Origin of the sequence: Solimonas flava DSM 18980, assembly GCF_000426685.1 — a bacterium.
In the GTDB taxonomy this organism is placed as follows: domain Bacteria; phylum Pseudomonadota; class Gammaproteobacteria; order Nevskiales; family Nevskiaceae; genus Solimonas; species Solimonas flava.
In genome coordinates, this window is the sequence record NZ_AUFV01000002.1 from 423,541 (window position 1) to 447,965 (window position 24,425).

At 69.1% G+C, this 24,425-nt stretch carries 24 protein-coding genes and 3 tRNA genes; 7 read left to right on the forward strand and 20 right to left on the reverse strand.

The genetic code is table 11. From position 1 onward, the window contains the following. Window positions 1-3: 3 nt before the first annotated feature. From bcsA to bcsD, 3 genes are read right to left on the reverse strand one after another with little or no spacing between them, the layout of a single operon-like run. On the reverse strand, window positions 4-2,118 hold the full coding sequence (gene bcsA, locus K343_RS0104660) for a UDP-forming cellulose synthase catalytic subunit (protein WP_028007060.1): 2,115 nt from the start codon (window positions 2,116-2,118) through the stop codon (window positions 4-6). A gap of 33 nt (window positions 2,119-2,151) precedes the next feature. Continuing rightward, on the reverse strand, window positions 2,152-2,631 hold the full coding sequence (locus K343_RS0104665; RefSeq protein ID WP_028007061.1) for a hypothetical protein: 480 nt from the start codon (window positions 2,629-2,631) through the stop codon (window positions 2,152-2,154). A 36-nt stretch (window positions 2,632-2,667) separates the two neighbouring features. After that, complete coding sequence (gene bcsD / locus K343_RS0104670) at window positions 2,668-3,111, reverse strand: cellulose biosynthesis protein BcsD (RefSeq protein WP_161628857.1); 444 nt, start codon at window positions 3,109-3,111, stop codon at window positions 2,668-2,670. Between the two features lie 186 nt (window positions 3,112-3,297). Here bcsD and K343_RS0104675 point away from each other — a divergent pair, with 186 nt between their 5' ends. Further along, window positions 3,298-4,101 (forward strand): hypothetical protein, encoded by an 804-nt coding sequence (locus K343_RS0104675; RefSeq protein ID WP_154662441.1) that lies wholly within the window; start codon window positions 3,298-3,300, stop codon window positions 4,099-4,101. A 59-nt stretch (window positions 4,102-4,160) separates the two neighbouring features. Next, window positions 4,161-4,237 (forward strand) — tRNA-Arg (locus K343_RS0104680). Window positions 4,238-4,285: 48 nt separating this feature from the next. Here K343_RS0104680 and K343_RS0104685 read toward each other — a convergent pair. The 7 genes from K343_RS0104685 to K343_RS0104715 all read right to left on the reverse strand — a co-directional run bounded on the left by K343_RS0104685 (window position 4,286) and on the right by K343_RS0104715 (window position 11,033). Next, window positions 4,286-5,077: a crotonase/enoyl-CoA hydratase family protein gene (locus tag K343_RS0104685; RefSeq protein WP_051277950.1), complete on the reverse strand. Its 792-nt coding sequence runs from the start codon at window positions 5,075-5,077 to the stop codon at window positions 4,286-4,288. Window positions 5,078-5,132: 55 nt separating this feature from the next. Continuing rightward, window positions 5,133-5,627: a DUF2147 domain-containing protein gene (locus tag K343_RS0104690; protein ID WP_028007065.1), complete on the reverse strand. Its 495-nt coding sequence runs from the start codon at window positions 5,625-5,627 to the stop codon at window positions 5,133-5,135. Between the two features lie 5 nt (window positions 5,628-5,632). Continuing rightward, window positions 5,633-8,224 (reverse strand): TonB-dependent receptor, encoded by a 2,592-nt coding sequence (locus K343_RS0104695; protein WP_043112118.1) that lies wholly within the window; start codon window positions 8,222-8,224, stop codon window positions 5,633-5,635. Window positions 8,225-8,290: 66 nt separating this feature from the next. Beyond that, window positions 8,291-9,202 (reverse strand): SDR family NAD(P)-dependent oxidoreductase, encoded by a 912-nt coding sequence (locus K343_RS0104700; protein WP_028007067.1) that lies wholly within the window; start codon window positions 9,200-9,202, stop codon window positions 8,291-8,293. A 75-nt stretch (window positions 9,203-9,277) separates the two neighbouring features. Next, the gene (locus K343_RS0104705; protein WP_161628858.1) at window positions 9,278-9,862 is read right to left on the reverse strand and encodes a TetR/AcrR family transcriptional regulator; all 585 of its coding nucleotides are present in this window, start codon (window positions 9,860-9,862) and stop codon (window positions 9,278-9,280) included. Between the two features lie 193 nt (window positions 9,863-10,055). After that, window positions 10,056-10,454 carry an OsmC family protein gene (locus K343_RS0104710; protein ID WP_084615689.1) on the reverse strand — a complete coding sequence of 133 codons (399 nt, stop codon included), beginning with the start codon at window positions 10,452-10,454 and terminating at the stop codon, window positions 10,056-10,058. Window positions 10,455-10,481: 27 nt separating this feature from the next. After that, window positions 10,482-11,033: an NADPH-dependent FMN reductase gene (locus tag K343_RS0104715; protein WP_028007070.1), complete on the reverse strand. Its 552-nt coding sequence runs from the start codon at window positions 11,031-11,033 to the stop codon at window positions 10,482-10,484. Between the two features lie 148 nt (window positions 11,034-11,181). On the opposite strand from K343_RS0104715, the gene K343_RS20995 reads away from it, so the two are divergent. Further along, window positions 11,182-12,054 (forward strand): fused MFS/spermidine synthase, encoded by an 873-nt coding sequence (locus K343_RS20995; protein ID WP_161628859.1) that lies wholly within the window; start codon window positions 11,182-11,184, stop codon window positions 12,052-12,054. A 37-nt stretch (window positions 12,055-12,091) separates the two neighbouring features. On the opposite strand, the gene K343_RS0104725 is transcribed toward K343_RS20995, so the two are convergent. The 4 genes from K343_RS0104725 to K343_RS0104740 all read right to left on the reverse strand — a co-directional run bounded on the left by K343_RS0104725 (window position 12,092) and on the right by K343_RS0104740 (window position 15,527). Further along, window positions 12,092-13,057 (reverse strand): SDR family NAD(P)-dependent oxidoreductase, encoded by a 966-nt coding sequence (locus K343_RS0104725; protein WP_051277952.1) that lies wholly within the window; start codon window positions 13,055-13,057, stop codon window positions 12,092-12,094. Between the two features lie 3 nt (window positions 13,058-13,060). After that, window positions 13,061-13,594, reverse strand: a complete 534-nt coding sequence (locus tag K343_RS0104730) for a VOC family protein (protein WP_028007072.1) — start codon at window positions 13,592-13,594, stop codon at window positions 13,061-13,063. Between the two features lie 83 nt (window positions 13,595-13,677). After that, a complete protein-coding gene (locus tag K343_RS0104735; RefSeq protein ID WP_051277953.1) occupies window positions 13,678-14,547 on the reverse strand; it encodes a lysophospholipid acyltransferase family protein in 870 nt (289 codons plus the stop codon). Window positions 14,548-14,660: 113 nt separating this feature from the next. Beyond that, window positions 14,661-15,527, reverse strand: a complete 867-nt coding sequence (locus tag K343_RS0104740) for a sterol desaturase family protein (protein WP_028007074.1) — start codon at window positions 15,525-15,527, stop codon at window positions 14,661-14,663. A 125-nt stretch (window positions 15,528-15,652) separates the two neighbouring features. On the opposite strand from K343_RS0104740, the gene K343_RS0104745 reads away from it, so the two are divergent. Next, window positions 15,653-16,666 carry an AraC family transcriptional regulator gene (locus K343_RS0104745; RefSeq protein ID WP_043112119.1) on the forward strand — a complete coding sequence of 338 codons (1,014 nt, stop codon included), beginning with the start codon at window positions 15,653-15,655 and terminating at the stop codon, window positions 16,664-16,666. 30 nt (window positions 16,667-16,696) lie between these two features. Here K343_RS0104745 and pcaD read toward each other — a convergent pair whose 3' ends face one another. Genes pcaD through K343_RS0104760 form a run of 3 tightly spaced genes read right to left on the reverse strand, consistent with a single transcriptional unit; the run spans window position 16,697 to window position 19,072 of the window. Then, window positions 16,697-17,476, reverse strand: a complete 780-nt coding sequence (pcaD, locus tag K343_RS0104750; protein ID WP_028007076.1) for a 3-oxoadipate enol-lactonase — start codon at window positions 17,474-17,476, stop codon at window positions 16,697-16,699. 34 nt (window positions 17,477-17,510) lie between these two features. Further along, window positions 17,511-18,314, reverse strand: a complete 804-nt coding sequence (locus K343_RS0104755) for an ABC transporter permease (protein ID WP_028007077.1) — start codon at window positions 18,312-18,314, stop codon at window positions 17,511-17,513. Further along, window positions 18,311-19,072, reverse strand: a complete 762-nt coding sequence (locus tag K343_RS0104760; protein ID WP_028007078.1) for an ABC transporter ATP-binding protein — start codon at window positions 19,070-19,072, stop codon at window positions 18,311-18,313. The genes K343_RS0104755 and K343_RS0104760 overlap by 4 nt, the downstream gene beginning before the upstream one ends. 220 nt (window positions 19,073-19,292) lie before the next feature. On the opposite strand from K343_RS0104760, the gene K343_RS0104765 reads away from it, so the two are divergent. From K343_RS0104765 to K343_RS0104775, 3 genes are all read left to right on the forward strand, one after another. After that, window positions 19,293-19,368, forward strand: a tRNA-His gene (locus K343_RS0104765). A 10-nt stretch (window positions 19,369-19,378) separates the two neighbouring features. Continuing rightward, window positions 19,379-19,453: transfer RNA gene (locus K343_RS0104770), tRNA-Lys, on the forward strand. A 67-nt stretch (window positions 19,454-19,520) separates the two neighbouring features. Next, complete coding sequence (locus K343_RS0104775) at window positions 19,521-21,440, forward strand: SurA N-terminal domain-containing protein (protein WP_028007079.1); 1,920 nt, start codon at window positions 19,521-19,523, stop codon at window positions 21,438-21,440. 134 nt (window positions 21,441-21,574) lie between these two features. Here K343_RS0104775 and fabV read toward each other — a convergent pair whose 3' ends face one another. The 3 genes from fabV to K343_RS0104790 form a co-directional block, all read right to left on the reverse strand. Continuing rightward, window positions 21,575-22,789, reverse strand: a complete 1,215-nt coding sequence (gene fabV, locus K343_RS0104780; protein WP_028007080.1) for an enoyl-ACP reductase FabV — start codon at window positions 22,787-22,789, stop codon at window positions 21,575-21,577. Window positions 22,790-22,948: 159 nt separating this feature from the next. Beyond that, entirely contained in the window at window positions 22,949-23,926 is a 978-nt protein-coding gene (locus K343_RS0104785) for an AgmX/PglI C-terminal domain-containing protein (protein ID WP_028007081.1), read from the reverse strand. Beyond that, complete coding sequence (locus K343_RS0104790; RefSeq protein WP_028007082.1) at window positions 23,923-24,417, reverse strand: ExbD/TolR family protein; 495 nt, start codon at window positions 24,415-24,417, stop codon at window positions 23,923-23,925. The genes K343_RS0104785 and K343_RS0104790 overlap by 4 nt, the downstream gene beginning before the upstream one ends. Window positions 24,418-24,425 lie beyond the last annotated feature (8 nt).

The following is a 24,425-nucleotide window of genomic DNA, read 5'->3' on the forward strand; positions in this document are numbered from 1 at the left end:
GATTCATGCGGAACTGGAGCGCGCGGCGCGATCGCCGGCGCGATGGAGCAGGGCGCCGAACGCCCAGCGGAAGAAGGCGCGCGCGCCGCGCAGGCCGTTCTGCGCGACTTCGCCGAACGCGTGCAGCGGGCGATCGACGTCCTGGCGGTCGCGCCACTGCATCCAGGCGTCGGCACGGCCGAACAGCGCCTGCACCAGCGCGCTTTCCTGGGCGATCGACAGCGCCTCGTACTCGACCGCGATCATGCGATGGCCGCTGCGGCGGACCACGGCGTCGATCCAGACGTCGCTGCGCTGCGGCATCAGCAGCACCTGCAGGCGCTGGCCCGGCTGCACGCTCAGGCCTTCCGGCGCCTGCAGCGCGGCACCGCCGTAGGAGACGTCGAGCGTGTCGGTGAGATGGGCCGTGCCGCCGGGCTCGGCGGCGATCGCCGCCGGAATGCGGGTGCGCACGCGCACGGCCTCGCGCACCTGGCGCTTTTCGCTGGCCACGGCCAGCGCGCCGCCGATGATCAGCAGGTTGTAGGCGGTCCAGCCGAGGTTGAGCAGCACCGTATCCGGATGCGGATTGCCGAGCAGCAGGCGGCCGATGCCGACGCTGAGGCCGGCCAGATTGAGCAGGAACAACACGTAGTACGGCCGGGCGATGTCCTTGTCGAAGTAGTCGCGGTCGACAATGCCGCCCTTGGCGGTGACGTTGAACTTGCCGAGCTTCGGGTTGAGGACCGCCAGCAGCGTCGGGGCGATGATGAAGGGCGCCAACACCGTTTCGTAGATTTCCGCCCAGAACGAGTGCCGGTAGCGGCCCTGCAGGCGGCTGTTGGTGATCGTCGCCAGCAGCACGTGCGGTGCGGCGTAGGCCAGCACCATCCAGCCCTGCGCCTTGATGATGTCGGCGCCGAGCAGCAGGTAGGCGAGCGGCGAGGTCAGGAAGATCAGGCGCGGCAGCCCGTAGAAGAAGTGCATCATCGCGTTCGTGTAGCACAGCCGCTGGCCGAGCTTGAGACCGCGCATGGTCATCGGATTGTCGACGCGGAAGATCTGCGCCATGCCGCGCGCCCAGCGGATGCGCTGGCCGATGTGCGCCGACAGCGATTCGGTCGCCAGGCCGGCGGCCTGCGGAATGTTGATGTAAGCGCTCTTCCAGCCCCGTGCATGCATGCGCAGCGAGGTATGGGCGTCCTCGGTGACCGTGTCGGTGGCGATGCCGCCGATCTCGTCCAGCGTCTGGCGGCGCAGCACCGCGCACGAGCCGCAGAAGAACGAGGCATCCCAGGAGTCGTTGCCGTCCTGGATCAGGCCGTAGAACAGCTCGCCTTCGTTCGGCACCTTGCGGAAGGTGTTGAGGTTGCGTTCGAACGGATCAGGCGAGAAGAAGTGGTGCGGCGTCTGCACCAGCGATACCCGCGGATCGGCGATCATCGTCCCCATCGTCATCTGCAGGAACGAGCGCACCGGGATGTGGTCGCAGTCGAAGATCGCGATGAATTCGCCGCCCGTCCGCTGCAGCGCGGCGTTGATATTGCCGGCCTTGGCGTACTTGTTGTCGCTGCGCGTCAGGTGCGTGACGCCGACCTCCTCGCAGAACTGCCGGAATTCCTCGCGGCGGCCGTCGTCGAGCAGGTAGATGTTGAGCTTGTCCTGCGGCCAGTCGAGCGCCAGCGCCGCCAGCACCGTCGGCCGCACGATCTGCAGCGGCTCGTTGTAGCTGGGAATGAAGACGTCGACCGTCGGCCATTGCGCGGGATCGGCCGGCAGCGGCTCGGGTTTGCGGTGCAGCGGCCAGGCCGTCTGCACGAAGCCGAGGACCAGGATCATGTACGCGTACAGCTCGGCGACGATCAGGCCGCAGGCCCAGAAGATGTCCCAGGCGTTGAAACCCTGACCGATCGGCAGGGTTTCGGTCAGGCGCCACCACATGTAGCGCGAGCTGGCGAGCACCGACAGGCCCATCATCACCAGCGCCCAGCGGTAGTCGCGCAGGCGGACCAGGATATTGGCGGCGACGAGCATGCCGATCGCCGTGAATGCCTGCCAGAACAGCGACAGCGGTGCGCTGATCACGGCGTACGCCGGCACGGCGAAGGCAACGATCAGCAGGATCACGAGCAGCCGCATGCAGGTCCTCCCTGGACGGGTGCGAGCTGGTGGTTAGGAGATGTTGCGCTGAGGGCTCGTCGCGCGGCAGAGCGAGCCGAAGACTTCCGCCAGGGAACGTTTCTGCAACTGATCGAGGCGCGAGGGCAATGTGGCGCGGGTGCGCGACGGCAGCTTGAGATCGAGCTGCAGCGGCGTGGCGCGCGACGGGATCGCCTGACGGCGCAGGCGCTCGAACGTGAAGTTGAGCGGACTTTCGTGCACGGCGCGCGGTGTCGCCGCCGGGCTCCGGGCCGGTGCCGGCCGGGTGGCGGTGTCCGGCAGCAGCGGCGCCGCGACGGCGGCCGGCGCGGCAGGCTCCGCTGCGGGGGCGGCCGGCGCTGCGTCCGCTGCGGCCGGGTCGGCGGAAGTCGAGGCGGCTGCCGGCGGTTCAGCCGACCGGTTCGGCGCCAGCCGCAGGCGGGCCGCCTGCGGCTTGGCGAACTCGCGATACTGCAGGTCGCCGATGCTCAGGTCGCGCAGCAGCTGCTGCACATCATCCGAAGATTTGGGTTGATCCGGCATGTCCTTTCAGATTCCGAACGCAGATTCATGGGCGAAGCGCAGCCGGTAGAGACCGGGCGGCAGCGCGCCATCCTCGATCTCATGAACGTCGAGCCGCGCGTCGGCGCCCAGTTGCGCCATCCATTCCGCGTAGAGACCTTCGAGCAGGCCGGGGGCCCACTCTTCGGCGTTGGCGCCGAACCAGTTTTGCAGCGGCGCGCCGCCATGCACGAAGTCGACCGCGCCGGAGACTTCCTCGACCTGTACCCAGCCGAGATCCAGCTCGGCGAGCTTGCGCAGCGCGAACTGCTCGAACTCGGCGAGGGTCTTGATGCTGCCGACCGAATGGCGGTCGGCCAGACCGCGGCCGACGCGATACAGCAGGCCGCGCAGCTGGGCCGCGGGGATCTGACTCGCCAGCTCGCCGCTGAGGCCTTGCAGCACTTCCGGAGCCGCAGTGGGGCGGGGCAAGCGCTGCAGATATTCCTGCGTCTTTGAGTCCACCGGGCTCGTTCCCTGTGCCGTTGACGAATTCCACCCCGGATTGTCCCCGTGCATTCACACACATGCAATCGGCAGTTTTCTCTATGGGGCTCTGTAAAAGCCGGGTGCCGCGCTTTGCTAAAGTGCGTGCTCCATCCGTCTGCCGTGGCTTTCATGACCGCCCATCGGTGTCTTTTCCTGGTTCTGTTCGTCCTGACGGCGGGGCTGGTCGCCTGTAGCTCGCAGAACGACACAATCAGCACGCCGGTCGTGCGGCCGCCGAGCGTCGCCCCGGCCGGCATCTACGAAGGCACCTGGACCTCGACCGCGACCGGCGACAGCACCGCGGTGACCGCCTTCCTCGACAGCGACGAAACCATGATGGTGTTCGACGCCGACGGCGCGCTGATCGCCTCCGGCGTGTACGCGACGATCGAGGACGCGCGCAGCATCAGCTGGACGGCGCGCGTGTTCGAGCCGGTCACGAGTACCGACGAGACCACCGGCGAGACCACGACCGGCACCGCGATCACGACGCTGACCGCCGGCGGCAGCTATGCCGAGCAGGCCAGCCTGCTGCTGACTTTCACGCGTTCGACCGGCGAAACCGGCACGCTGGCGCTGAACTACGACGAAACGGCCTATGAATCCCGCTCCGACGTCTCGCTGATCCAGGGCAGCTGGGGCACCAAGGACGCCTACGGCGCGGCGACGATCAGCCTGAGCGTCGACGCCGGCGGCGGCTTTTCCGGGTCCGACGAGAACAACTGCAGCTACAGCGGCCGGTTCTCGATCATTACCCAGCAGTACAACCTCTACGGCGTGACGCTGACCAGTTCCTGCCCCGGCAACACCACCCCGTCGACGACCACCGGTCTGGCGACGCTGAAGGCGGCCACGAGCACCAGCGCCAAGACGCTGATCTCGGTGTCCACCGCGCAAAAGGCTGCGGTGCTGCTCAAGCTCAAGCCGCTCTGAGCGGGTAAAGGCGCCGGACCGCGCGACGCGCGGCACCCATCGCCTACAATGCGCGCCACGCGCCCGTAGCTCAGTTGGATAGAGCAACGGCCTTCTAAGCCGTGGGTCGCAGGTTCGACTCCTGCCGGGCGCGCCACTCGCGGTCTGGTCCTTCTCCGCCCGCGCTGCCGCGGGTGGGCATCCCTCAGAACTCGCCGTGACGGCCATTGCCGTCGCGGAAGCGGCTGGCGCCGGCCAGCGTCTCGCCGCTGCCGAGCGTGCGCAGGCCGTGCGCGAACTCATTGGTGATCGCCGCCGGTTCGTCGAGGTCCCATTGCTCGTAGGCGCTGCGTCGGTCGCCGCGCAGGCAGGTTTGCGGAAAGGCGCTGAGCTGCGCGGCGAGTTCGAGTGCCGCGGTTTCGGCCTGGCCGGCGGCCACCACGCGATTGGCGAGCCCGATCGCCAGTGCTTCCGGCGCGGCGACTGCGCGGCCGGTGAGGATCAGGTCCATCGCCCGCGACATGCCGATCAGGCGCGGCAGGCGCACGCTGCCGCCGTCGATCAGCGGCACGCCGAAGCGCCGGCAGAACACGCCGAACACGGCGCTTTCGTCGGCGATGCGCAGGTCGCACCAGCATGCGAGTTCGAGCCCGCCGGCGACGCAGTAGCCGGATACCGCGGCGATCACCGGCTTGCTCAGGCGCAGGCGGGTCGGGCCCATCGGTCCGTCGCCGTCGCCGTCGGCATCGAGCCGGTTCATGCGCGCCGGATCGCCGCTGGCGACGGCCTTCAGGTCGGCGCCCGCGCAGAAGTGCGCGCCTGCACCGGCGAGCACGGCGACGTCGAGCGCGGCATCGGCGTCGAAGGCGCGGAACGCATCGGCGAGCGCCTGCGCGGTCGGACCGTCGACGCAGTTGCGCACGGCGGGCCGATCGATGCGGATCAGCAGCACCCGGCCGTGGATTTCGCGGGTGACAGTGGACGGGGATGCGGACATGGGCGCGGTGCCGGCGACGGAGGGTGTCGCAGTTTGCCGCCGCGCGCCGTCTTCGTCAGCGTTGCCGCGCCGGCTCCGAGGTGCCGTCCATCGCCGTGCCCGGCGCGCGGCGCCAGGTGCGCGACTGGCCGAATGCGCGCAGGCCGCGATAGGCGTGCAGCTCCAGCGTATCGCCGTGCACGCTGATTTCCGCATTGGCGGTGACGCCCTGCGTGAGGCCGTCGCGCAGGTCCATGACGGTGCCGCCGTCCCAGAGGCCGTCGGCGCGGTGCAGGTTCCAGAGAAAGCGCAGGCCGGTGAGCGGCCGGCCGCGCAGCTCGCCGCTGCAGCCGGCGCAGACCGGCGCCAGCGCCGCGCCGTGGCGATCGACGATGCGGACGACGCGCCCGGCAACCGTGTCTCCTTCGCGATACAGCTCGACGACGGTAGTGGTGCCGGCGTCCGGTTCCTCGGCGAGCCAGCGGCCGAGCACGGCGTCGTCCGGCGTGGCGGCTAAGGTCCGGCCGGCGCCGAGCAGCAACAGGAGAACGGCCAGCGATCGTCGTTTCATGATGCTCAACGGTATCGGTAGACGAGGTCGATGCCAAACGCGCGCGGATCGCCCCAGACCACGGCGCGGTCGGCGTGCGGCAGGTTGTCGACGGCGGTCAGCGGGTATTCCTTGTCGGCGAGGTTGCGGCCCCACAGCGACACGTCGAGCGCGTTGTCGGCGCCGAGCCGCAGGTCGGCGGCGGTGAGGCGCGCGTTCCACACGCCGTAGCCGTTGATCGCGGTCAGGCCGCGCTTGTCCTCGGTGATGACGAAGCCCTGGCGATCGCCGGTGTACTGGTAATTCACATAGGCGCGCAGATTGCCCCAGCCGCGCTGCAGGAAGGTCCAGTCGATGGTGCCGACGCCCGAATGGCGCGGCGCGGCGATGAACGGATAGAGCTTGGCGACGTTGTTGCCGTTGATGTCGATCACTTCCTGGACCTTGGCGTCCAGATAAGCGTACTGCAGCGAGACGATCAGGCCGGGCAGCGGGACCACGGCGCTGTCGAGTTCGACGCCGCGCATGCGCGCGCGGCCGGCGTTGCGCGCCTTGGTGTCGGAGATCGTGCCCGGGATCATGAAGTTGGTCTGCATGTCGCGGTAGTGGCTGTCGAACAGCGCCGTGTTCAGGCGCAGGCGCCGTTGTAGCCATTCGCTTTTCAGGCCCAGCTCGATCGAACGCACCTCTTCGGGCTTGAAGCCCTCGACGAAGCCGAAGCCGTAGTTGGTGCCGTCCGAGGCCGCGCCGGAGGCCGCCGAGATCTGCGGATCGCGCGTGTTGAAGCCGCCGCTCTTGTAGGCGGTCGCGTAGGAGGCGTACACGGTCGCGTTCCGCTCGAGGTCGTACTGCAGGTTGAAGCTCGGCGAGAAATTGCTGTCCTTGCGCGAGGCCTGCACGTTGTCGAAGGTGTCGGTGCCGCCGAGCACGAAGGCCGGCACCGGCACCGCGGTGAGGCCGATCCCGAGCAGTTGCGCCTCGATGTACTGCGTTTGCACGAAGTCCTTGCGCGCCCAGCGTTCGTCCCAGGACTGGCGCAGGCCGAGCGTCAGGCGCAGGCGCTGGTCGAACCACTCCGGCGCCCAGGTGAACTGGCCGAACAGCGCGGTCGCCGAGTTGTCGATCGCGTAGTCGTAGTCCCAGAACGCGGCGAGTCCCGGCAGCGCCGCGTCGCGCAGCAGCTCGCGCAGCGACGGAGCGAGATCGAGGATGGCGTTGAGCTGCGAGGGATCGAGCTTGGTGTTGAAGATGTGATGCGTCGGCCCGCCGTGCTCGCCGCCCTGCTCGGTGAAGTAATAGGCGCCGACGATGAAATCGACGTCGCTGAACAGCTTGCCGCTCAACTGCAGCTCGTGCGACCACTGGTGCTGGTAGGTGCGCGGGATCACCAGCGGCGTCGGCTCGCCGCCGCCGGCGATGATGCCGGCCGGGCCGTCGTAGGCGTTGGTGTCGACGCGATAGCCGGTCGAGCCGGCGCCGCCGCCGAGATCCGGATACTGATCGTCGGTCAGCTCGCGATAGGCGCCGATGTACTTGAGATCGAGCTGCTCGGCCAGCGGCGAGGTGAGCACCAGCGCGTGGCCCTGCGTCTTCGAATGCGAGGCTTCGAGCGGCGCGCCGGTGGCGAGGTGGTCGAGGCGCCGCGACGAGTAGACCGTCTGCGACTGTGCATACGGCTTGAAGTAGTCGGCCATGCCGTGCGGCGTGTTCGACGGGATCACCGCCTGGAACATCGCGTTCCAGTATTCGAGATCGGTGCGGTCGTAGGCGTAGTCGGCGGTCAGCCAGTCGGCGGCGAGCCAGCGCGCGTCGAGGCGCGCCGCCCATTCGCGGCGGTCGCCGAAGTCGCCGCCGGGGCCGGTATTGTCGACGAAGCCGTCGCTGCGGCTGCCGAGCGCGGCGATCTTTACCGCCAGGCTGTCGCTGAGCGGAATGTTGAGCGAGCTCTTGGCGCGCAGCAGATTGCGCGAGCCGTAGGTGAGCTGCTGCTGCATCGAAAAGCCGTCGAACGATGGCCGGCGCGTTACCAGGTTGACGGCGCCGCCGGTGGTGTTGCGGCCGTACAGCGTGCCCTGCGGGCCGCGCAGCACTTCGACGCGTTCGAGATCGGCGAGTTCCAGCGCCAGTCCGGCCGAGCGCGCGAGATAGACGCCGTCGAGGTAGATGCCGACCGCCGGGTCCTGCGTGACCTGCGAATCGGTGATGCCGACGCCGCGGATCGTGATGCGCAGGGTGCTGCTCGACAGCGGATGCGGCTCGATGACCATGCTCGGCACGTTGGCGGCGAGGTCCTGCACGCCCTGAATGCCGCGCTGCGCGAGCTTGTCGGCATTGAAGGCTTCCATCGAGATCGGCGTTTCCTGCACCGAGGCGGTGCGGCGCTGCGCGGTGACGATCACTTCCTCGAGCGCGGCGTTCGCGGCCGGCGGTTCGGGCGCCGGCGGCGGTCCGGGATGGTCCGGCAGCGGGATCGTCGCCAGCAGTTCGGGCGCTTCCGCAGCGCGGGCATCGGCGACTTCGGCGGCATCGGCTTCGGACGTCGTGCCGGCGCCCTGCGCGAGCGCGACGCTCGTGGGCAGCGCCAGCAGGACCGTCAGCCATCGGCTGTGCTTGGACATCTTCTCCCCCTGCGTCTTTATGAACCGCTCGCGGCCGCGCTTCGTGCGCGGTCCGTACCGCAATCGCTACACGTTCCAGCGCAGCCCGGTCAGCGCTTCCGAGTGTTGCCACAGGCGGGCGGCGAGCGCGGCGTCGCGCGCCGCCGGGCCGAGCGGCGACAGGCCCACCGGGCCGAAGCTCTCGAACAGCCAGCGCGGGCCGACGAAGCTGCCGGGCGTGAAGCGCTCGCTGGTGGCGACGGCGACGACCGGCTCGGCGCCGCGTTCCGGCGACTGGCCGACATGGCGCAAACCGAAGCTCAGGCTGGCCGTCGCCAGACGCTGCCAGGCGTTGTCCTGCGTCGAGCGCGCGCGGTTGCGGCCGATCTGCGTGCGGCAGACGCCGGGATGCGCGGCGTAGCTGGCGATGCGTCGGCGGCCGGCATCGAGCCGGCGCTGCAGTTCGACGGCGAACAGCAGGCAGGCGAGCTTGGCCTGCTGATAGGCGACGATCGGCTCGTAGGCCTGCGCGAAGGCGAGATCGTCGAAGCGCAGTTGCGCGCGGCGCTGCACGAGGCTGGAGATCGAGATCACGCGCGCCGCCCCGGCCTGTTCGAGCAGCGGCCACAGCGCGTGCGTCAGGCGGAAGTGCCCGAGATGCGCGATCGCGAACGTCAGCTCGTGGCCTTCGGGCGACAGCCGGCGGCGCGCCGGCGGGTAGATGCCGGCGTTGTTGACGAGCACGTCGACCGGCTCGCCGCGCTCGCGCAGGCGCCGCGCGAAAGCCACGACGCTGTCCGGGTCGGCAAGGTCCAGCGTCTCGGCCTGCAGGCGCGCATCGGCCGGTCCGCCGGCGGCGAGCGCCGCGACGGCGCGCGCAGCGCCTTCACGGTTCAGATCGGCGATCGTGACGTGGTGGCCGAGCGCGCGAAAGCGCGCGGCACAGCCCAGGCCCAGGCCGCTGGCGCCTCCGGTGATGACGACATTCTTCTTCTCCATGCCGGAACGATACGGTACGTATCGTACACATCGTCATCCCGCAAACGGACGAGGGCGATCCGGCCCGCCGGGCATTCAGGCCCGGCGCGCGCGCCGCGGGCGGACGCCGTCGAGCAGCAGGCGCACGAGCTTGCGGATCCAGTCCTCGCTCAACGCGTCGAACAGAAAGTACAGCCGGATCGAGATCGCACCTTGAATGACGTCGATCAGCAGTTCGGCGTCGCTGTCGTCCGGCAGTTCGCCGCGTGCGATCGCCTGCTGGATGACGTGGCGCAGCGGTGCGCGACGGCGCTCGTTGACCTCGACCAGCAGCGCCGACAGTGCCGGATTGTTGATGCACTCGGCGACCAGCATCGGCAGCACGCCGCGCAGCGGCGACTCCTGCATGATCTTCGAGAACTGGCGGAACAGCGCGATCAGGTCCGCCTCGAGTGCGCCGCGGCTCTCGGGGATCGCGATCGGCAGTTGCATGAAGACCGCGAGCACCAGGTGCTCCTTGGTCTTCCAGCGCCGATAGATCGTGGTCTTGCTGGCGCGCGCGACGGCGGCGACGCGATCGATCGTCAGCGCCGAGTAGCCGCCTTCGTGGAGGAGTTGCAGGGTCGCGCGGAGAATTGCCTGTTCGGCCGCGACGCCGCGCGCGCGAGGGTTCGTGGACATGCTGCTCGATGCCATGCGGGAACCGGCATTCTAGGGGCCGCGTCCGATGTTGGGGGCGCGGCGCGCCATGCGCGGGCCGCGTGCCGCACTGTCGCCCGGCTGCATTGCGCGGCGCCGGCCGGGACGCCGGTGTTCCGGCTCGCCGTGCCGCGCGTGCGGCTGGGTTGCCGGCTCTGCGCTGCGGGAACGGGCCTCAGCCGCGCCGCGTGCTGATCGGCGCGCCCTGCTTGACGGTCAGTGTCACCGGCGTTTTCTCGGCGACGGCGAGCAGCTTGTCCCATTGCTCGTCGCTGAGCGGCGCATCGCTGTGCAGGCTGCGTTCGATCTGCGTGTTGCCGTCGCGGTCCTTCAGCAGCGTCAGCTCGACCTTGAGCTCGCCGAGGTCCCAGCCCTTCTTTTCGGCGTACATGCGCAGCGTGATCGCGGTGCAGGCGCCGAGTCCGGACAGAAACAGCTCGTAGGGCGCCGGGCCGGCGTCGAGGCCGCCGTGCTCCGTCGGCTCGTCGGCGAGCAGCGCGTGGCGGCCGGCCTGGATTTCGTGCCGGTAGTTCGGTCCTTCGGAGCGGACGTGGGCGTTGGCGATCGGTTTCATCGGTGATGGTCCGGGTGGGCGCGCGCGTCAGCCGCGCACGAAAGCGGCGTAGGCGCGCAGGAAGTCGCCGAGTTGGCGGCGCACGTTTTCGTCGTTCAGTTCGCCGTCGGCGCCGAACGCCTGGTGCGCGCGCGACACCATCAGGCGACCGCCGGCCCAGTGCCGTACGCCGAGCGTGCGCAGCACCGGCAGCCAGCCGTTCTGCGCGAGGATGGTGCCGAAGCCGCCGGGCGAGGCGCCGACCAGGGCTACGGCGCGTCCGCCGAACACGGCGCTGATGTCGCTCGCCGGCCGCGACAGCCAGTCGATCGCATTCTTGAAGACGCCCGGCACGCCGTTGTTGTACTCGGGTGTCGCCAGCAGCAGGGCATCGCTGGTCTGCACGCGCTGCTTGAGCGCCGTGACCGCCGGCGGCGGGCCCTCGCGCTGCTCGAGGTCGCCGTCGTAGAGCGGAATGCCGTGCAGCGTCGCCAGCTCGATCTGTACGTCGTCGCCGGCCAGCTTCTGCGCGGCGCGCAGCAGCGCGGTGTTGTACGACTGCGCGCGCAGGCTGCCGGAGATGCCGAGGATCCTGATCATGTCTGCTCCCTGGGGTTCGGCCGCAGTCTACGCGTTGGTCACGGGACGCGGCGCCTGTGCGTTTTGTGCCCGGCGGTTATGCTTGTCGTCTTGTACTTCCGGACTTTTTCTGCGGCTCTGTATCGCCGCGGGCTTCACCTCACCTGCAATGCCTTCTCGAAATTCCCCCGCCGCCGAGCAGTGGCTCGACGTGCCGGCGCGCCTGCTCGCCGAGAGCGGCACGATCCGCCTGCGCGAACCTCGCGGCAGCAACGTCTCGGACATCGTGCAGCGCCTGCGCGCCGGCGAGTACGACAAGCCTTTCGTCGTCGACGACGGCAAGTGCCGGCGCCTGCATTTCAATCTCGACTTCGTGCAGAGCGAGATGCGCATCGACGATCCGTACGCGCTGAACTTCGCATACACGCGCAAGATGATGTCGTTCCTGCTCTTCGTGCCGCGCCCGAAGCACGTCGTGCTGGTCGGGCTCGGCGGCGGCTCGCTGAGCAAGTTCTGCTACCGCCAGCTGCCGAAGACGCGCGTCACCACGATCGAGATCGACGGCGACGTGCTGGCCTTCTCGCAGCTGTTCGAGCTGCCGGACGACGAGGAGCGCATGCGCATCGTGCACGCCGACGCCGCCGATTATTTCGCGACCACCGAGGAACGCGCCGACGTGGTGCTGATCGACGGCTGCGACCGCCAGGGTGTGGCCCCGGCCTTGTGCAGCGAGGCCTTCTATCGCGACGTCGCCGCCCGCCTGCGGCCGCGCGGCATGCTGGTGATGAACCTGATCGGCCCGGCGCACATCGCCGAGACCCATCTGCGCCTGGTCGCCGGCGCATTCTCGGGCCGCATCTGGCTGCACAAGCTGCCGGTCGGCGGCAACCGCCTGCTGTTTGCGCTCAAGGACCCGCGCTACATGCCGGACTGGTCGGCGATCCAGGACGCCGCCAAGCAGTTGAAGGAGACGCACGGCCTCGACTTTCCGGCGTTCGCGCGCCAACTGCGCCACGCCCAGCAGTTCCAGTTCGCCCGCTGAGCCGGCGAGCCGGGCGCGGCCGCGCCGCGCCGTATCCTCAGCGCAGCGCGGCGAGCTGTTCGAGCGTCTGTGTCCAGAGCCGCGCGGCGACTGCGGCGTCGCGCGCATCGGCGCTCGGCCGCGCCGGCCGGCAGTCGCGGAAGTAGCCGCCGCCGGCGAGGTCGGGCTGCGTCGCGCAATACAGCGACGTCTGCGCGCCTTCGTCCGGCGTGCGCAGGAAGAACGCCTCGACCGGCGCCAGCGTGCGGCGCAGGGCCTCGACGGTGCGCTGACCGGCGAGACCCTTGGCGGCGATGTTGGTGTAGACGGCGCCGGGATGCAGGCAGTAGGCGCCGAGGCCGTCGCCGCCGTAGCGACGCTGCAGTTCGGCGGTGGCATGGACGAGCGCCAGCTTCGAGACGCCGTAGGCGACCCAGGCGTTGTACGGCTGCAGCGGCGCGAACAGGCCGTCGTTGCGGCCGCGCGCGTGCAGCATCGAGACGACGTTGACGACGCGCGCCTCGCCGCATGCGGCGGCGGCGCGGCGCAGCGCCGGCAGCAATGCCAGCGTCAGCTGCATCGTGCCGAGATAGTTCGTGCGCCAGTGCAGCTCGTGCCCGTCCTCGCTCAGCGGCGCGGTCTTCCACGTCGACATCAGGTCGAGATGGATGCCGGCGTTGTTGATGAGCAGGTCGAGGCGGCCGTCGAGCGCGGCCTGGCTGTCGTCGGCGAAGCGCGCGACCGACGCCGCCTGTGCGAGATCGAGCGGCAGGCCGTGCACGTCGGCCGGGCGGCCGTCGGCGCGCAGTTCGGCGGCGAGCCGCGCGGCCAGCGCCGCCGCGTCGCCGCGCGTGCTGACGAGCACGCGGGCGCCCCAGCTCGCCAGCGTGCGCGCGGTCGCGTAGCCGAGCGAGCCGGGCGCGGCGCCGGTGACGATCGCGCGGCGGCCGACCAGATCGACCGGCGTCGCGTAGCGCGGGCGGACGAGCAGGGCGCGCAGGCCCTTGGCGCGCGGCTCCGGCATTGTTCAGGCGCCGAGGTCGATGTCCTGCAGGATCGGTTCGCGACCGTCCCAGCCGCGCGCGGCGGCAACGCCGGCGGCGAAGCCGTCGCTGACCGCGGGCGTCGCCTCGATGTATTCGAGCAGCAGGCCGGGTTCGGCCGGCGATTCCAGATAGGCGACGCGCACCGCACCGTTGCCGGCTTCGAACACCGGCTGCAGGCCGCGGGCGCGCGCCGCCGCGAGATCGGCGTCGAGATCGTCGCTGTGCCAGGCGATGTGGTGCAGGCCGAGGCGCGTTCGACCGTTGGCGTGCTGGTACGGCGACGGCGTGCGGCTGCGGACCTGGATCAGCTCGATCTGCAGTTCGCCGCGGTACGACAGGCCGACGTCGATCTTCACGCAGGTGTCCTCGCCGCGATAACGGCCCTGCATCGCCGCGCCGCGGAACAGCGTCCACGGGCCGACGCCCATGCCGGCGGCCCAGTGCCGGACGCTGGCGTCCAGGTCTTCGACCAGATAAGCGATCTGCCGTATCGGCTTTTGCGTCAGCGCGTTCATGGCCGCCGTCCGGAAAGTGCGCCGGCACTACAGCAAGGGGCGAGTGGCGGCGCTTGCCCCGAACGGATGACGCGCGCTGCGGCTCAGGCGCCGGCGTAGAACGGGGCCACGCCCGGCGGCTGGCGGCGGAAGCGCTTGTAGCCCCACCAGTACTGCTCGGGGCAGGTGCGCAGGCACTGTTCGAGACCGCGGTTCATGGCTGCCGTCGCCGCCTCGACGTCGGCGTCGGCAATGCCGTCCGGCGCGGCGATGAAATGCGCGATGAAGCCGGCGGCGTGCGGCAGGCGCTCGCCGAACATATAGACCACCGGCGAGCCGGATTCGCGGGCGAGCTTGGCGACCAGCGTCGGCGTATGCGCCGGCACGCCCATGAACGGCGCGAACACGCCGCGTCCGGGCGGCGGATCGTGATCGGGCATGAAATACACGCCCATGCCATCGCCGAGCAGTTCGAGCGACTGCTGGCGCACGCCGGCCTCGGTCGCGCGCAGATGGCCGCCGAAGCGGGTCCGGCCGCGGATCGACAGGGCGTTGAGCGCGCCGCGCTGCGGCGTGTACAGGCCGCAGAACGGAAAACGCGCCGACATCGGGATCGCCACCGCCTCGAACGCGCCCTGGTGCAGCGTCAGCAGAATCACGCCCTTGTTCTGCGCGAACGCGGCTTCCAGCACCTCGATGCCGCGCCATTCCTTGACGGCATCCTTGACCGACTGCGCCGGGCCGAGCCAGACGCGCATCGTTTCGATATAGGTCGTGAACTCATGGCGCAGCGACGCGCGGGCGATGCGCTCGCGCTCGGCGGCGTCCAGCTCCGGCATGCAGCGTTCAAGATTGCGCAGGGCAATGCGGCGACGGCTGGAGCCGCTGATCCACGACAGCCAGCCGGCAAAGGCGCCGAGCGCCTGCAGCACGGACAGCGGCAGCTGCCCGAGCAGGATGAGAAGGATGCGCACGGCTTGTCCTCGGTGAAGGGAGAGCACAAGCCATGAATCCGGGGACCGAGAGCCTGCGGCGCGCATCATGCCATGCGAGGCTCGTCGCTGCCGGTGCGCGCCGGCCTCGCGTCTCAGGACGGTCGCGTGCTGCCGTAGCGTTTTTCGACCCAGGCCGGATGGCGGACGAGAATGCGCGGATCCTTGTAGCGCCACAGATCGCGCAGCATCGTGCCGAGTTCGTGCAGCTGCAGGAAGAACGGGTTGTGCGAGCGCGGCTGGCGCTCGGTGACGCCGTAGGCGATCGGGCCGGCGTCCTTCTCGGCGCGGAACGTGCCGAACAGGCGGTCCCAGACGATCAGCACGCCGCCGAAGTTGCGATCGATCTGCAGCGCATTGGAGCCGTGGTGGACGCGGTGATGCGAGGGCGTGTTGAGCACGGCGCCGAAGCGGTCGAGGAAGCTCGGCGCCTCGGTATGCAGGAAGAACTGGTAGAGCAGGCTCATCTCGATCGCGACGATCGCCCAGGTCTTGTTGAAGCCGACCAGCGCGATCGCCACGGCGATGATCAGCGTGCCGCCGTTGAAGATGACGAGATAGTTCTGGCGCAGCGCCGTCGAGTAGTTCATGCGCTGCGAGGAATGGTGCACGGCGTGCGAGGTCCAGAACCAGCGCACCTTGTGCCAGACGAGGTGGGCGACGTAGAACGCGAAGTCGCTGACCACGAACAGCAGCAGCACGCTCCAGACGCCGTGCACCGGCTGGTACTGCAGGCCGAGCGGGTAGACCAGATCGTAGAAGGCGCTGCCGACCAGGGCGACGATGACACCGTCGACCACCTTGTAGGTGAAGCCCATCGTCATGTTCGACAGCGTGTCCTTCAGCTCGTAGGCCTGCGGGCGGCCGTGCCGCCGCCAGTACCAGGCTTCGGCGAGGATCACGACGACGAAGACCGCGCCGGCCAGGGCGATGAACGACAGCGCGTGCAAGACATCCTGCATTGACGACTCCGATGCGCGGCGGACCGCGAGGACGATGCCGCGATCTTGGCGCCGGCGCTGCCCGGCCGTATTGACGCTGCGTTTGCGTTTTTGACATTCTCCGCCAAAAGACGGAGGAGAGAATCTTGGCCGAAGGCGGCGTTTACGTCTCGGCGGCGCTTGCTGAGCTTCTGCGGCTGTATCTCGACGAGCGCCGCATCGCCGCGCCCGCCGTGCGCGCCGAGCTCGACGCCTATGCCGGCGCCCAGCGCATGCCGGTCGAAACCTGGTGGTCGCTGTTGCAGGCGATCGCCGACGCCGACCCGCAGCCGGCGATCGGCCTGCGCATCGGCCGTCTCGCCAAGCCGCATCACGTCGGCGTGCTCGGCTATCTGGCGATGTCCTGCGCGACGCTCGGCCAGGCGCTGATCCGCTTCCAGCGCTTCCAGCCGCTGCTGCACAACCTGACGCCGACGCTGGCGACGCGCCGCGGCGAGGATTTCGGCCTGAGCTGGGACCCGGCCTACGGCCGCTCGACGCGGTTGTCCGACGAGGTGCTGGTGTCGGCGATGCTGACGCTGGCGCGTTCGCTGACCGGTCATGCCGAACTGGTACTGCGCGCCGTCGAGTTTCCGGGGCCGCCGCCGGACGATCCGGCGGTCCATGCGCAGCTGCTCGGCTGCCCGGTCCAGTTCGGCGCCCGGACGCTGGTCGTGCACCTGCCGGTCGCCGCGCTCGAACTGCCGATCGACAGCCGCGATCCGCACCTGATGCGCCTGCTCGAACAGCAGGCCGAGGCGCTGCTGCACGTGCTGCCGCAGCCGGATGCGCTGATGTCGGGCTTGCAGCGGGCGATCGTCGATGCGCTGCAGGACGGCGAGCCGGCGTTCGAGCAGATCGCCGCGCGGCTCGGGGTGCCGTCGCGCTCGCTGTACCGGCGGCTGCAGGAGCGCGGCCTCAGCTACAAGGGCGTGCTCAACCACATGCGCCTGCGGCTGGCGCGAACTTATCTGGCCGACCCCACGCTCAGCCTGCCGCAGATCGCGCTGCTGCTGGGCTATTCCGAGCAGAGCGCGTTCACGCGCGCCTTCAAGGGCTGGTGCGGCGAGACACCGCTGCATTACCGCCGCCAGGCACTCGGGGCCGCCGCGTCGGTGTGACGCAGGACGCCGCCGGCCGCTGCCCCGGCGTCAGCCGCGCAGGAACGCCAGCAGCGCCGCGTCGAAGTCCGCCTGTGCCTCGATGTTCGACAAATGTGCCGCCGGCAGCGTGACGAGGCGTGCATCGCCGATCGCCTCGGCGAGCCGGCGTCCGTCGGCGACGGTCGTCGTCAGGTCCTCGCTGCCGGCGATGACCAGCGCCGGACCGCGGATCGTTGGCAGGGCGGTGCGGAAATCGGCGTCGCGCACCGCCGCGACGCCGCTGATGTAGCCGGTCGGCGAGGTCGCAAGCAGCTGCTCGCGCACCGCCTCGACCGCCGCTGTCGCGCGCGCGACGAAGGCCGGCGTGAACCAGCGGGTAATGGCGCCGGCGGCGATTTCGGCCATACCTTTTTCGCGGACCAGCGCGATGCGCGCATCCCAGACGTCCGGCTGCGCGATGCGCGCGGCGGTGTTGCACAGCACCAGCCGATCGAGCCGTTGCGGGGCATGCAGGGCCAGCCACTGGCCGATCAAGCCGCCGATCGACAGGCCACAGAAATGTGCGCGCTCGCAGCCGACGGCGTCGAGCAGTCGCAGCACATCGTGGCCGAGCTCGTCGACCCGGTACTCGCCGGCCGGCACGTCCGAAGCGCCGTGACCGCGCATGTCATAACGAAGCACGCGAAAGTGCGGCGTCAGCGCCGGCATCTGCGCGTCCCACATCGACAGCGAGGTGCCGAGCGAGTTCGACAGGACGAGGACGGGCGCCTCGGCGCGCCCCTCCAGCCGATAGTGCAGGCGCAGGCCTTCGATCGTCAGGGTTGGCAAGTGAGGCTCCTCTTTGTCCTGGGTGGGGAAAGGATCAGCTGACGCTTTCGGCGCTGTAACGGGCGAGCAGGCCGCTGCGCACCGCGTAGCGATGCACCGCCGCGAAGCACCAGCCGGCGGCGACGATCTGCACCACGGCGAGCGCCAGCCCGACCGCCAGCAGGGCCGGCGAGAAGCCCTGACCGGCGACGATCGCGCGCATGCCTTCGAACACGTACGACGGCGGCAGCAGATGGCCGATCCACTGCATCCACGCCGGCAGGGTCGCCAGCGGATAGAACACGCCGGCAAACGGCGACAGCAGCGCCGGGATCGGCCAGACCAGCCATTCCGACGCCGGGCCGAGGCGCAGCACCATCGCGCTCGCGAACACGCCGAGCGCGATGCCGAACAGGAACAGCACGAGCAGGAACGGCAGCAGCAGCGCGCCGTAGATGAAGAACGAGAAGCCGAACACGCCGGTTGCCAGCAGCAGCATCACCGCCAGGCCGATGACACTGGTGGCGACGCTGGTCAGCACCAGGCCGCTGACGTATTCGCCGATCGTCAGCGGCGTCGCGAAGATGTTGAGGAAGTTGCGCGACCAGACGTCCTCGAAGAAGGCCGTCGTCACGCCCTGCATGACGCGCGTGAAGAAATCCCAGAGCAGTACCGCACCGAGCAGCGTCGGCACGAAGTTGACGCCCGGCGTGCCGAGCGAATTCAGGTAACGCGTGATGAAGCCCCACAGCACGATGTCGACGGCGACCCAGGCGAAGGTCGGCAGGATGCGGGTCGGGCTGCTGCGCAGCAGGTAGTACTGACGCAGCACCACGCCGGCGATGCGGCGGCGGTTCATGCGGCGGCCCCGGCCTGCGCCAGCGGCTCGCGCGCCAGCCGGATGAACAGTTCCTCGAGCGTGGCGACGCCGTGTTCGGCCGGCAGGCGGCGCGGGTCGCCGGCCAGCAGCACGCGGCCGTGCGAGACGAACAGCACGTGGTCGCAGACTTCCTCGACTTCGTACATGTTGTGTGAGGTCCACAGGATGCCGCTGTGGCCGTCGGCGGCGATGGCGCGGATCAGGCGGCGGATGTCGTGCGCGCTGGCCGGGTCGATCGAGGCGGTCGGCTCGTCGAGCAGCAGCAGGCGCGGCTTGTTGAGCATGGCCTTGGCGAGGCAGACCCGGGTCTGCTCGCCGGATGACAGCACGCCGCAGCGCGTGTCGCGGAAGCGTACGAGGTCGAAGCGCTCGAGCAGGCTTTCGATCCGGGCCTTGAGGTCGGGTACGTCGTAGATCAGCCCGAACACGCGCAGGTTCTGCCAGACCGTCAGATTGCCCGGCAGCGGCGCATAGACGGCGGCGAAGTTGGTCCGCGCCAGCGCCTGCGCGCGCTGCCGGGCGACGTCGTAGCCTTCGATGCGGACGCTGCCGCGGCTCGGCGCGAGCACGCCGAGGATCATGTTGAGGGTCGTGGTCTTGCCGGCCCCGTTCGGGCCGAGCAGGCCGACGATCTGGCCGGGCGCGACGTCGAACGAGATATCGTCGACGGCCAGCGTCGAGCCGTACTGCTTGCGCAGCGAGCGGACCGCGAGCACGGGCGGCGTGGAAACAGGCATCGGGGGTCGGATCGGAGCGGGGAGCGTCGCATTATGCCGGCGCATGGCATGGCCTCCATATAGGAAAGCCGCGCCGGTTTCCGCATCGTGTCCGGACCCGGCCGGCCGCGCCAAAACGCCGATCAAAAAAATGCGCGGGGTGGGATTGTTGTCGCGTAATTCGTTCTGCTATAGTTCGCGCCCCTGAGCGGTCCCCACCCTGCGGGGAACGTTCCCGGTGGTGGCCGTAGCTCAGTTGGTAGAGTCCCAGATTGTGATTCTGGTTGTCGCGGGTTCGAGCCCCGTCGGTCACCCCAGTTTTATAGCGGGCTGTTAGCTCAATGGTAGAGCAGCTGACTCTTAATCAGTAGGTTCGGGGTTCGAGTCCCTGACAGCCCACCAAAACAATAAAGCCCGGCACCGCCGGGCTTTTTGCTAACAGGCGCCGTTAGCTAAAGAGAGACCAGGCATGCTGCAAAGTATCCGTGATCGCACTTCCGGCCTCGTCGCCGGTTTCATCGTTGCCATCATCGTCGTGCCGTTCGCGTTCTGGGGCGTTGAGTCCTTCATGACCGGCGGCGGCGATCCGGTGGTCGCCAAGGTCGGCAGCGAGAAGATCAAGGAATCGCAGTTCCGCCGCGCCTACGAGCAGCGCTACCAGCAGTATCTGCAGCTGATGGGCGACAATTTCCGCGCCGATCAGTTCGACCAGAACCGCTTTCGCCAGAGCGTGCTCGACGACATGACGCAGGAAGCGATGCTGCGCCAGTACACCCGCGAGGCCGGCTACCACGCCAACGACGCGCTGCTGTTCAATGCGATCTCGTCGATTCCGGCCTTCCAGAGCGACGGCAAGTTCAATACCGAGACCTACAAGGCGATGCTGGCGCGCCAGAACCTGACGCCGCAGCGCTTCGAAGCGCAGCTGCGCGAGTCGCTGGAGATCGACCAGATGCGTGAGGCCGTGGTCGACACGGCGTTCATGCCGGACGTCGAGCGCAAGCAGCTGCTGCAGCTCGCCGGCCAGCAGCGCCAGCTCAGCTACGCGCTGTTCGACCTCGCCAAGTACGAGGCGCAGATCGTGGTTGCCGACGCCGACGTCCAGAAGCGTTACGAGGACACCAAGAGCCAGTACACGGCGCCGGAGCGCATCAAGCTGGCGTATGTCGAGCTGTCACCGGAGTCGGTGGCGGCTGCCGCGGCGCCGGGCGAGGATGTGCTCAAGGTGCTCTACGACGCCGAGAAGGACAGCCGCTTCACGACGCCGGAAGAGCGCAAGGTCCGCCATATCCTGATCAACTTCGGCGCCGACAAGTCGGCGTCCGAGAAGAAAGCCGAGGATCTCGAAGCGCAGCTCAAGGGCGGCGCCGACTTCACGACGCTGGCCAAGGCGAACTCCGATGACGCCGGCTCCAAGACCAGCGGCGGCGATCTGGGCTGGCTCAAGCGCGGCCAGATGCCGGAGAGCTTCGAGAAGGCGCTGTGGTCGCTGCAGGCCGGCGAGACGAGCGCGCCGGTCGAGACCGAGTTCGGCTGGCACCTGATCCACGTCGACGAGATCAAGCCGGCGGCCGTCAAGCCGTTCAATGATCCGACTGTGCAGGCCGAGCTGACCGAGCTGTATCGCAACCGCGAACAGCAGAAGCATTTCCAGGAGCTCAGCGACAAGCTCGAGCAGCTCGCGTTCGAGAATCCGTCGTCGCTGGATGCGGTCGCCAAGGAACTGAACCTGCAGGTGCAGACCACCGACTGGTTCACGCGCGCCGGCGGCAGCGGTCTGGCCGCCGAGGATGCGGTCAAGGAAGCGGCGTTCTCGACCGAAGTGCTGAAGGACGGCGAGAACAGCAAGCCGCTGGCGATCGGCGACAGCAAGCTCGTCGTCGTGCGCAAGGCCGAGTACGAGGCGCCGCGCGAACGCAGCTTCGACGAGGTCGCCGACCAGGTCCGTACCGCGCTGCGTGCCGAACAGGCCAAGGCCAAGGCGCAGGCCGACGCCAAGGCGCTGCTCGAGGCGCTGAAGGGTGGGGCGACGCTGGCCGATGCGGTCAAGGCCACGCCGGCGGAGCTCAAGGATGCCGGCAGCCTGCGTCGCGACAACCGCGGCGAAGATCCGGCGCTGGTCGAGGCCGCGTTCAAGCTGCCGCATCCGAAGGAAGGCGCGCTCAGCTACGGCGAAGCCGTGCTCGGCAACGGCAGCGTCGCCGTGCTGGCGCTGAACAAGGTCGAGACGCCGGCGCCGGAGGCGCTGCCGCCGGAAGCGGCGGCGCAGTTCAACCAGCTCGCCGCCGGCCAGGAGTTCAACGCCTATCGCCGCCGCATCGGCGACGAGATCAAGGTCAAGATCATCAACGCGCCGCAGGCGGAAGCGCCGGTGTCGCCGGAGTCGTAAGCGCTATTGCGGGCGGACGCGTTCCGCGCTGCCCGGCCGCCCATGTCGCAGGACATGGGCGGCCTTTTCTTTTTCGGCGGCGGACTTTTGAAGGGGCGCGAGCCGCGTGGCCGGCGGCCCGCGCCAGCAGGGGCTCAGGCGGGGCTCAGCTCGATGCAGTCGAAGCGCACGTCCGGGTCGACCTCGGCGTCGTAATCGACGTCGCCGCGCGTGAAGCCGAACAGCTTGAGGAATTCCTGCTTGTAGCCGGCGTAGTCGGTGAGCTGGAACAGGTTCTCGGTCGTGACCTGCGGCCACAGCGCCTTGCAGGCGCCCTGCACGTCCTCGCGCAGTTCCCAGTCGTCGAGGCGGAAGCGCTGTTCGTCGTCGGCCTGCGGGCTGGCGCCGTCGGCGCGATAGAGGAAGTCGCGGAACAGGCGGTTGAGCTGATCGATCGTGCCTTCGTGCAGGCCTTTCTCTTTCATGATCTTGTAGACCATGGAGATGTAGAGCGGCATCACCGGGATCGCGGCGCTGGCCTGGGTGACGACCGACTTCAGCACGGCGACGTTGGCGTGGCCGCCGAGGCTCTGCAGCTTCGCGTCGAGGCGGCGCGCGGTGGCGTCGAGGTCGGCCTTGGCGCGGCCGAGCGCGCCGTGCCAGTAGATCGGCCAGGTGATCTCGGTGCCGATGTAGCTGAAGGCGACGGTCCGCGCGCCCGGCGCGAGCGCGCCGGCGGCGGCGAGCGCGTCGATCCACAGCGCCCAGTCCTGGCCGCCCATGACGGTGACGGTGTCCTCGATTTCCTGTTCGCTGGCCGGCTCGACCGAGGCCTGGATGATGCTGTCCTTGTTGGTGTCGATCGCGGTGGCCGTGTAGGTCTGGCCGATCGGCTTGAGCGCCGAGCGCTTCACTTCGCCGGTCGACGGCAGCTTGCGCACCGGCGAGGCGAGCGAATAGACGACGAGGTCGACCGCACCGCCCATCTCGGTCCTGATCAGCTCGATGACCTTGGCGCGCGCCGCGTCCGAGAACGCATCGCCGTTGATCGAGCGGCTGTACAGGCCCTGCGCCTTGGCGAACTTGTCGAAGGCCGCCGAGTTGTACCAGCCGGCGGTGCCGGCCTTCTTGTCGGTGCCCGGCTTTTCGAAGAACACGCCGAGCGTGTCGGCGCCGAAACCGAACGCTGCGGTGATGCGCGCGGCCAGGCCATAGCCACTCGAAGCGCCGATGACGAGCACCTTCTTCGGTCCGTCGCGGCGCATGCCGCGCGCGCGGGTCGCCTCGATCTGTTCGAGCACGTTGCGCTCGCAGCCGAGCGGATGCGTGGTGGTGCAGATGAAGCCGCGGACCTTCGGATGGATGATCAACTTGCGTACCTCGTCGCTGGTTGGGGGCAGCGGCATTCTACTGGCTGCAGCGCCGTGTGCGGGTGGTCCTTGGGGCGAATCCGGCGTCCGCAGCGACCGGCGGCCAGCCAAGAAAAAAGGCGCCGTCGCCGGCGCCTCGATCCCACGGCTTCTGCCGACTCAGGACGGCAGGAAGTTGATGGGATAGTTGGGGTAGGTGAACGGCGGCACGTTCTTCGGGCCGAAGTTCAGCAGCATCACGCGCTGGATCACCTTGCGCTCGAGGTCGGCGTCGCCGAAGGTGCTCGACACCAGCTTGCAGTCGGTGACGCTGCCGTCCGGCGCGATCGTCAGGCTGACGACGATCTTGCCGGGGCCGATGCCCGGATTCTCGCGCATCGCCCGGTTGAAGATCGCGTAGAACGCGCCCTTGTTGCGGTCGAACGTCAGCTGGATCTCTTCGAGCGTGCGACCGGCGAGCAGCTTGTCGCCGCCCTGGCCGGGTTTGCTGCGGTCGGGGCCGGTGCCGCGCGGGGCTTCGACCGTCGTCGTGCGACGCTGGCCGAGGCCGGCGCCGGACTGCGTGCGGCGCTCCTCGCCGGTGCCGGTCGCGCCGATGCCGCCGCTGCCGCTGGCCGCGGCCGAGGCGAACGCCGCGCTCGAACCGCCGCTGGCGCCGGTGCCGGCCTGGGCCGTCACGCGTTCGCTCGACAGCGCGCGCGTCGTGTCGAGGCCGCGCAGCGACTGGTCGCGCAGCTCGGCGAGCTGATCGGCCATCGCCAGCACGCCGGACTTCTGCGCGACGGCGCGAGCCTGCGCCTGGCGCTCGGCCTGGGTCGGCTGCGGCGGCGCTTCCGGCTTGTCCTGCTGCGGCTTCTCCGACTTGGCCTGTTCCTGCGGCGGCTTCTTGCTGTCCTCGGGCGAGGGCTTGGGCTCCTCGACCTGCTCGGCGATCGGCGCGTCCGGCAGGATGCTGACGTAGCGTTGCTCGATCGTTTCGCCGCCGCCGCGCTGCAGGCCGGTGAGATGGATCAGCGGGATCAGGATGCCGAGCACGACGAAGATCGCCAGCAGCACGCCGGCGATGCGGCGGAAGCGGCGGTCGGCTTCGGCGTTGAGATCCCAGCCGTCGAAAGCGGTCACGAAGCTCGCGTTCACGGCGCGCCTCCGTTCTTCTTCTCGATCACTGCCAGCGAGATCTTGGCGAAGCGGGCCTCGGTGCAGGTCGCCATGACCTTCTTGAGAACCTGATACGGAATCGCCTTGTCGGCCATGATGTTGACGTCGCCGCGCGTCACCGACGCCGCGTCGGCGCCTTCGACGCGCATCAGCGGCGCGCGCAGCAGCTCGGCCTTCAGCGCCGGCAGGAAAGCGGTCGCCGTACCCATGGCCTCGTCGGTGCCCATCACGCGCACGTTGTCGACGAGGATGTCGTTCTTGCTGACGACGATCACGGGAATCTGCTTCGGCTCTTCCTTGACGACCGACTTCGGCAGCTGCAGCGACTGCGGGCTCGGCAGCACTTCGACGGCGAGCGCGTTGACCAGCAGGTAGAAGACCAGGATCGCGAAGATGTCGATCAGCGAGACGACGTTCATCTCCACTTCGTGGCCGGCGATGCGGAACTTGCGCTGGGCGCGCTTGGCCATGCGCGTTC